Source organism: Arthrobacter sp. HY1533 (genome assembly GCF_027568515.1).
Taxonomy (GTDB): Bacteria; Actinomycetota; Actinomycetes; order Actinomycetales; family Micrococcaceae; genus Specibacter.
The window spans coordinates 1-8,287 of sequence record NZ_JANKZF010000048.1; the positions used below are offsets into that span (position 1 = coordinate 1).

The window sequence follows — 8,287 nt, forward strand, 5'->3', positions numbered from 1 at the left end:
GATACGGACCCACTGGACATCCGTCAAAACAGAAGTACGCGACACTCCTCATTCATCTCGCACCACCGCACAACCATTTGGGAGACACACCCTAGCCCGATGAAGAGCTTGGCTGCGCGCGCAGGGGCTTGGATAATGCGACGCGCTATGCGGTGGGGTGCCGTGATGGCCGGGTAGCGTAGTCCTATGCCTAATCCATGGACCCCGCTTCACGCCGCCTTGAACCTACCCAAGGGGCCGCTGACCTTTGAACATATTCAGACGGCTGTCGCTGCTGGGGTGCATGAAGGAGCTGACTTGGATTGGAAGCAAGAGCTTCCTGGTAGGGGTGGTGTTCCGGAGACTTCAAAGGACATTGCGGCCATGGCTAACTCCGGAGGTGGGGTCATTGTCTACGGTGTCGCCGAAACCTCTGGGCGGGCCGAATCGATCAATCTTGTGAGTACCCAGGAGTCTGATCGTGCGGTTGTCTTGTCAGCGGCCGCGGCAGTCCGCCCCATCGTTCAGGGGATGGACTTGGTACCCCTCGCCAGCTCAGCGGACGCGTCAACAGGGGTTGTTGTGGCCATTGTTCCCGGGAGCTCGAATGCGCCCCACCTGGTGGGGGAGGGTAGCCGGCTAGGCGTGCCTGCTCGAAATGGAGCGACAACGATTTGGCTTGACGAACGGGCCATCGAGAGAGCGTATTCGGAACGCTTCAACCTCCGGGCGTCTCGGCTTGATCTGTTGTCCTCAATGGTGAATGATCTGGGGGATCGCTTGTCGACTAATAACGGGGAGACTTGGTTGGTGGGTGTTGCCACGCCGCTCTCACCTCTAAGTCGACCCAGCGAACTCAGCCGAAACGAGGCGCACGAGATACTGACGCTTGGCAACAGGCGGTCAGCATCGATGATCCGTGAAGGGCTAACGCTGACCGGGACTCTCGGAGATGTCGGCCGTCGTCCTGACGCACTAAGGGTTGGCAGGCGTCGTTGGATCGCGGAAACGATTTACGTCCGAAATCCAGATGATCGAAGTGATGAAGCTCATGCGGAGATTCACCATGATGGCTCTGTGGGGCTGGCGATGAAGACTGATCAAACCTACGAATCGGTCAGGTTCGGGATGCCCGATGTTCCTCTGCCAAAGGGTGACTATCAGGAAGTTACTGAGTGGGCGGTGGAAATCTTCGCGGCTGACATAGTTTCCCTGGCCTATGAAGCCATGCAGAAGAGCCAGAATGCTGGGGGTTTTAGCCTCCGCATTGATTCATTGAGGAGCGGTGAGCAGCCCTTCATTCTTGTTGGGCTAAACCATTCCCGCAGGTTTGGAGCCTCTACTTCTCAAGTTGGACAAGACCCAAATGGCCGCACACTCCCGAGGGTCCATGCCGTTGAGAGTGAGATCCTTCCAAGCGACTCGGAAGAAGATCTGATCGGTGTCGCTCGATCAATAGCCCTTGAGGTCGTCGAACAGTTTGGGGCCGAATCGCTGTACTACCTCTCCATGCCTGGTGGCGGATAGGGATGCAGATGGTCCTCTGAGTTTCATTGGGTGAAGGTGAAGTTGGTCATGGTTCAGTGACGCGGGGAGGTCAACCTGTAACAGATGCCGTAACTGGTGGAACCACAGCTCTGGTGGGTTCATATGCAGAAAGGGCTGCATCCGATTTTTGGGTCGAGTTCGATGGGATCTTCAGTAAGGGGGATCCGAGTTCTTTCGAACATGCGATGAGGTTGCCGCATGCCGGTGCTGCTTAGGCATGTCGGTTTCTTCAAGGTGCTTGATTTTGAAAACTCTGCTGTCGGCAAGCCGGCGATACAGCAATGAAGTGGCTTCCAGGGTAGCAGTGAAATTCACTTGTGCCTGGTTGTCTTTGCCTTCGTCCCTACCATTTAGGCCCAGAAATGGTGATGCGTTCCCGATCTGGAGATTTTCGATGGTCCCGCCAGTGATAAGGATGGCGTTTAGGAACTTCTGAAGTGATGAACTAAAGGTGTCCTGATCTACCTGTGGGTCGATGTCTAGTAATAATTCGTAGGCAGTTCTCTTTTCCCCCGGACTCTCTCCCAGACTGAACTCAGATTCTTCGTCTGCCAGGGGTGACAGGACCAACCTTCCTTCAGTGTCAATACCTATGACGGCTACCTGCTTGTTCTGTTCGACTGTGACAACGTCCCCAACATGAAATACGCTTTTCCCCCTAAGCGCTCTGGCAATCGCTTCGATTTCGAGAAAGTTTTCCCCGCTTGGGAGTTGGAGCACTATGAAGGGGGCAGACTGTTCAGTCCCCGTCCCTGCACCTAAGTGTTGGCCGCCCTTTGATCCATAGAATACTTCAGCGATGGTTTCAGCATTCAGCTGGGCGCCCCCCTCAGGAGGAGCCACGTCTAGCAAATTAACATCTTCAGTAGCTTGCGGGAACTCATTGACCGACCGGGACGCGGGTGCAAACGAGTCTTCTACACCAGATGTGGCGCTTGGGCTCTTGTCTGACGGGGCGTTGTTTGATTCGGAAGTGGCGACAGGGCCGTCATCCTTGGTTTCATCGGAGGATAGCTCTACCACGTAGAATGCAGGGACCTCCGTGGTCAACGCTGCTGACGGTTCCTGGGGTGCTGGTTGATGTTGCACACTGGTTCGGGCAGGAGTTGATGGTTTCATGGAGTTGCCGTGACTAGGTGCGCCCTGATTCGATGGTTGTTGGGCTGGGTACGGTTTCCGATATACCGGACGCAGAAGCAAACTATTGATTGCGTCTGCCCAGAAGTCGTCGCGGCGGATGACTGGTTCAGGCATTGGGTGCCTCGTCGTGTTTAGTGTGGGCCTGATGATGTGGACCGGTGAGCAGCAGAATGAAACCCAGGGCCCCAAGCCCAGTGAAAAATGCCCCCGCTATTCCTTGGGTTACCCAGGTCAGGATTACTCCCAGAATCGGAAGAGCTGTGAGGGAGAGCCATTGGGCCATGAGAAATTGCTTGATTCTAGGCTCGGGACTGTTGATGCTTGCGAATGTTACGAGCATCCTGCCTAGCGCCAGTGCGAAACCACCCAACGCACCAGCCCACAACAGTTCCAGCAAGTTCCAGTCGAGACTCGACCACATTTTTCCAAGCATGTTCCAGTTGATGCCTGTCAAGAGAATCTCAAGCATGATCAAGTCCTTTCTCACCCTAAAATCACGAGTAGTAGACAGCAGAAAGCGCTCTCGAACCGCGAACTGCAGGCCAGTGGCTAACCATTTTTCAAAGCAGGAGTATGACTATTCTCGTAACCATACTCGGGAGGCTTCAGTACCGCACGGAATTGGCTGAAACGTCGAATTACCCGCGATTGGGTGACTCTTTGAGATGCGAACTAAGAATGATTCGGTATCTGGGTGAGACTATCTCCGGGTGAAATCGTATTTTCGTTGAGGCGGGGCCAGCTAAAGGAACAGGAGCGTGTCTACAACACTCTCGGGTAGACGTTCGATGGCGCCGGATTGCTCGCTCAATGTGCGCAGGTTCCACCAGGTGGCGGCCCTGACTTCTTGTGGTCCCACATCCCATGTTTGGCCCAATAGCTGCTCTACAGCGTCAAGGTCTGCAGGTTTTCGGGAACGCACCTTTCGCGCTGGAAAGTCCGTCTCGCACAACACCCGTTCGCGCGGAAACTGTTGAATCTGTTCTCGAGACATAGCGGCGTTCACCGAGAAGTAGGCTCCGGCTTCGATAGCGCCCTGGACGTCGGTGCGATCACCGTTGAACCAGTGCAAGATGGCTCCTTGCACCCCAGTTTCGTGGAGGATCCGTACGACCTCCGTTGATGCCCCGGTGCTATGGACAGATACTAGTACGGGTTCACTGCGAACAATGGTGAGTATTTCTTTGAAGATCGATCTTTGCTCAGCCATGGCGCCGCCGCGGCGATCCAAGCCGATTTCACCTACAAGTGCGAATGAGTGAAGCAGGTCCTTGAACTGCGTTGAATCCCACATTTCCCGTGCCTTGGCAACTCCAGGGTGGACGCCTAGCCCCCAGACCAGCGAGGAGTCAGGTCGGTTCTTGACCTGGTTTGCTTCATGGAGGCTGCGGGTCATTGCGAACACTACGGCGTTACCAAGGGCCGCAATCTGACCCGGCGTAACGTCCGGAGCAATGTGTGCGTGAGTGTCTAGCGCTGGCAAACCCAAATCGTTCATGTCAGGTCCACCTTCCCAATCTCGGCAAGGCCTCGTGCAGCCAGGCCGCTGATGGCATCCAGATCTGAACCTGGTGGCCACGTCCCCGCATCAATTTCATCATCATCGATGCCACGCGCGATTGCGTAGCTCAGTGCGGCGCGGTCGCTGAATCGACGCTGGAGGAGTTCTTCTCTTGCGTTGCCGACAAGTGAATTGGATAGGTAGATAGTGGAGTCGTCTACTTCGGCTGCGATGAATGTGCCTCGTCTGGTGACGCACGCATAGCACAGGCCGCAATTAAGGGTCGAGTTGCCGCCCTTGATGCGAGCACCGTCGAGCTTACTGCACGAAATCGTGAGGCCAGCAGTCTGAACCCACCCTGTCGGTGGGCAGCTGTTCGCCACAAGGCGCATCTCTTCACCCTTGGTGTAGTCAGCGAACGGGTTGGTCACGGTTACCGGTAGGCCGAGGGTGTCGAGCAGTTTATTGATGCGATAGAACGTCTCGGGGTGGGTAGAACGGGTTGAGAGCGCGCCGGCCCGGTTGGGGTGTAGGGGCAGGTTCAGGCTGGTGAAGCCGTTCTCTGGGACGTACAACGTTGTTGCCTGGCGGCTGGATGCTACGGCGACTCCGAGGGCCACAAAAAGCAGCGACCGGCTTCGACTAGAACTTTCCTTCTTGCCATGAACCTGGGTGAACTCTAGCTGGGCGTAGGAAGGTACAGATTCGTAGGAGTCCTGAAGCCAGAAGCGGACTGCGTTCTGAGCTCGTCGTACTGCGGTCGCGGTGTCGTAGTGGCCGACGAAGAGGGGCGCATGGTCAAGCGTTGATAGAAGGTGCAAAGCCCCGAGGTATGAGTCGAGTCCGCCGCTGAGTAGCGCGACAGATTTCGCGACATCGAGTGACTCGCTATCTGCCCAAACTGATCTGGTTGTGAGGTCTTGGACCAGCTCGATCTCCCATGTGTCGCCGGTGAGCCAAGATAGGAGTTGAGCCAGTTGATTCGCCCCCGCACCTTGCCAGGGAACAGGGTCAGCGACTTCAACGGTGAGCTGAAGACTTCGCGTGAATGCGGACGGTCTTGTAGAGAGTCGATCTGCGAGGTAAGCGGCACCAGCAATACGGACTATGTCGATGGCTGGGTCTGGGACGTGACCCAAGGAATCGAGCCACCAGCTGATGCTAGTCTTGATTGTTTCGGTCTCGCCTCCTGCAGTCGGCCATCTCAAACGCCGGTAGGCGGTAGGGCTGTCGTGCGATGAATCTTGACCTGAGACGTAAAAGTGAGTCTGTGGCATGTCGGTTACCTCGCCCTCAGTACGCGGATCGCTCGTTGAGCGAGGTCAGCAGCTGTTTGATGCATACGGTTTGACGACACGGCTGGGCCAGCATCTACTGCAAGCGTTCGGATCTTGGCATCAATCCAGCCCCGCAACATTCGTTCGCGTGTTAACGCCTCATTTCCGTCGAGGGTGCCGCTAGTGATCTGGTCTTTGAGCTCGACGAGTCCGAGCTGGAATATATAGGAGCTGACGAAGCCTTTGATTGCCTCGTTGGCGGTCGGCGGTTCGCCCTCAGCGGCGACGATCATTTTAACTTGCTCAGTGGCTGCCCGGCGGATAGCTCGATCGTCAGGGTGTCCATCGTCGCCGATCATGAGGGTAACGAGTTTGCTGATGCGTGCCCGCGGAGTGAGTGAGTCAAATTCGGCGAGCGAAAGGCCGTAGTCAGCTAGTCTTTGGGCATCGCGGTTCCTGAGCGCGTAAGCAGCTCCGATCGTCGCACCACCACGGGATGCACCACCGATGACTTGCCTAGATGATTTACTTCCCGAGCGACCTGTCCCTGCGGAACGTCCACTGGAGCCTCCAGAGCCTCCGACACCTCCTGCTCCGGCTCCGCGTTGTCCTGTGACTCGAGGCCGGGCAATTGGGGGAACCGTGCTACGTCTCGTCGTAGGATCGTCGCGCCAGAGGGCGTCGATAAGGGCCTGGCCGGCGCGGTCCAGATCAGATGCTGGCGATTGAGGATCGAAAAGAGTATCCGATGGTTGCGCGGGCTCGGAATTATCAGAATTTTCTGTTCCTGGCACATCGCCTGTGGAACCGAGGGCGGACCACGCGTCTCGGAACTCGTTCCACTCGGTGGAATTGCTGCCGCCGTATGCGCCGCTAGTTCCCATCGATATGTTCCAATTCGTCGCGTGCGGTCTCCTGAGTTGTAGCGTGCAGAGAGGCGTCCAACGCGGCGTGGCGCACTAGTGCAATGAGTGCCGAACTGCCGCTGTTGGCGAGTTCAACGATTGAGCCCGGAGTCAGTCGGCTGCCCCAGCAATGCGATTCGATTCCTGTAGCGGCTGCGTCTTCAAGCGCAACGTTCTTTCCTACCCACAACACCGCACCTCGAACTACTGTTTCTGCGCTGTCAGAACGTTTCGTGGCACTCACTAACACGTCAAGTGCAGCAAGCTGCTCGTCTTGTCCACGCTTACATAGTTCATCGGCAGCCACATTGCGAGCCGCCTCGCTCTCCCCGAGCAGGTCGTTGATCAAGCTGAGAACGTCATCGGAGACCTGTGCCCCCATACTGACATTTATGAGGCTCGCGGCAAGATTGATGTAGGGGTCAAGATTCTCATCCCTGAGGAATGGCGGGGCGGCAGCCCAGTCTCTGGTTCCTTCATCGATGCCGGCAGGGAGTGTTGAGTCCTCGCTCGCTTCCCCGGACGGTTTCGCCCAAGTCTCCCAACGCATCAGAAGGGTCTTACGATCCTGAGTCGGTGCCGCCGCCAGGGTGTTGAATGACGTTCTGTAAAGCTCTTCGAGAAGCAACATCTTAATCATCACGGCCGGAGAAATCTTGACCCCGCGCGCCAGTGCGATGGATTCTCGGATACCGAAGGCATTGAGGAATCGCTTGATCTGACGAGGATTGGAACGACGGTCTGCGCTCAACCCCTCGGCAAGTTGGGTAGCCAATGCTAGATCATCTTTAGCGGGCAAAACAGTCAGGCCCTCGAATTCATGCAGCAGAGGCGTCAAGTTTTTGTTTCTACGACTACGCACGTGGTCAGCCAGTTTGAGCAGATCGTTCGTGTCCATAGCACGTCCGGCGATGAGCAACCCGATGTACGCCTCTGCGTCCGCTTCTGACAAGCGCGGAAGTGCGATTGGGAGCTGGACAATTTTCTCAAGATAGCGCCTGGCGAAGATATCGCCGCGTTTGGCCCCATCCAGACTGACCGATATAGCGTCACGAACCATCTCCTGGTCAGCCGCTAGAACGAATACCATCTTCTCGGTAGAGAGGAACAGCTTGATCGCTTCCAGCGTGGCAGTCACCGCTTCTGGTAGGCAACGGTCAAGATCGTCGACAAGGACAACGACCCTCTCTACTTGGGGGATCAATGCCAGCAAGTCTTTGTAAGCATTGTTGAAGCTCGCCATAGACTCCGGACCGGCTGGGTCCTTTGGGCGGAAGATTTCGGCAATTTGTTGGGGATCGACTTGAAAAGTCAGAGCACCCTTGGCGATCGCGACGGCCGCTCGACTCCAACTGATTCGATTCAGGAGTTCTTTTGCCTTTTTCCCGACGCTGTCTTTGATGCCGGCATCCTTGATTTGGACTTGGATTCCATGGAGGATTTCGGCGATTAGGGCGCCCTTGACATCGTCCTGATCGTCATAGGCCCAAGGATTGGTTAGGACAACGAAACAAGATTCGTCGTTCATGAACTCTGCCTCGATGAGCTTGAGAACAGTGGATTTTCCACCTCCCCAAGGGCTCTGTACCGAGAGGGTCAAGGGGTGGATCTTGTGTTCACGGACAGCCGCTACGATCGGCTCGACAACTGCGTCGAACCCGAGAAAGTCCAAAGTGCTGGGGTTATCATCCCAAAGCCTGATTTTTGAAGGGGATAAAGCCAATGCCTGCCACGCTCTCTGGCGATGACTCAGCTGCTCGAATCGCCTACTTCGTCATGAGATAGATACCTTTCACTAAATATCGCTCATGGTCGTGCACTAACCATGCAGCGACACGGAGCCTAGGGTGTGTCTCCCAAATGGTTGTGCGGTGGTGCGAGATGAATGAGGAGTGTCGCGTACTTCTGTTTTGACGGATGTCCAGTGGGTCCGTATC

Annotated in this window: 7 protein-coding genes; 1 reads left to right on the plus strand and 6 read right to left on the minus strand. The window is 56.0% G+C overall.

Going from position 1 to position 8,287, the window contains the following annotated elements:
- The first annotated feature begins 297 nt into the window (after positions 1 to 297).
- Positions 298 to 1,506, plus strand: a complete 1,209-nt coding sequence (locus tag PCK14_RS19055; RefSeq protein ID WP_269940099.1) for an AlbA family DNA-binding domain-containing protein — start codon at positions 298 to 300, stop codon at positions 1,504 to 1,506.
- Between the two features lie 171 nt (positions 1,507 to 1,677).
- Here the strand turns inward: PCK14_RS19055 and PCK14_RS19060 are convergent, their stop codons facing one another.
- The 6 genes from PCK14_RS19060 to PCK14_RS19085 all read right to left on the minus strand — a co-directional run bounded on the left by PCK14_RS19060 (position 1,678) and on the right by PCK14_RS19085 (position 8,073).
- Positions 1,678 to 2,577: a hypothetical protein gene (locus PCK14_RS19060; RefSeq protein ID WP_269940100.1), complete on the minus strand. Its 900-nt coding sequence runs from the start codon at positions 2,575 to 2,577 to the stop codon at positions 1,678 to 1,680.
- Positions 2,578 to 2,773: 196 nt separating this feature from the next.
- Positions 2,774 to 3,136 (minus strand): hypothetical protein, encoded by a 363-nt coding sequence (locus PCK14_RS19065; protein ID WP_269940101.1) that lies wholly within the window; start codon positions 3,134 to 3,136, stop codon positions 2,774 to 2,776.
- Positions 3,137 to 3,409: 273 nt separating this feature from the next.
- Positions 3,410 to 4,165, minus strand: coding sequence for a TatD family hydrolase (locus PCK14_RS19070; RefSeq protein WP_269940102.1), 756 nt, complete (start codon positions 4,163 to 4,165; stop codon positions 3,410 to 3,412).
- Positions 4,162 to 5,445 carry a queuosine biosynthesis protein queC gene (locus PCK14_RS19075; protein ID WP_269940103.1) on the minus strand — a complete coding sequence of 428 codons (1,284 nt, stop codon included), beginning with the start codon at positions 5,443 to 5,445 and terminating at the stop codon, positions 4,162 to 4,164. The genes PCK14_RS19070 and PCK14_RS19075 overlap by 4 nt, the downstream gene beginning before the upstream one ends.
- A 5-nt stretch (positions 5,446 to 5,450) precedes the next feature.
- On the minus strand, positions 5,451 to 5,804 hold the full coding sequence (locus PCK14_RS19080; RefSeq protein ID WP_269940104.1) for a hypothetical protein: 354 nt from the start codon (positions 5,802 to 5,804) through the stop codon (positions 5,451 to 5,453).
- 514 nt (positions 5,805 to 6,318) lie between these two features.
- The gene (locus PCK14_RS19085) at positions 6,319 to 8,073 is read right to left on the minus strand and encodes a KAP family P-loop NTPase fold protein (RefSeq protein WP_333474370.1); all 1,755 of its coding nucleotides are present in this window, start codon (positions 8,071 to 8,073) and stop codon (positions 6,319 to 6,321) included.
- Between the last annotated feature and the right edge of the window lie 214 nt (positions 8,074 to 8,287).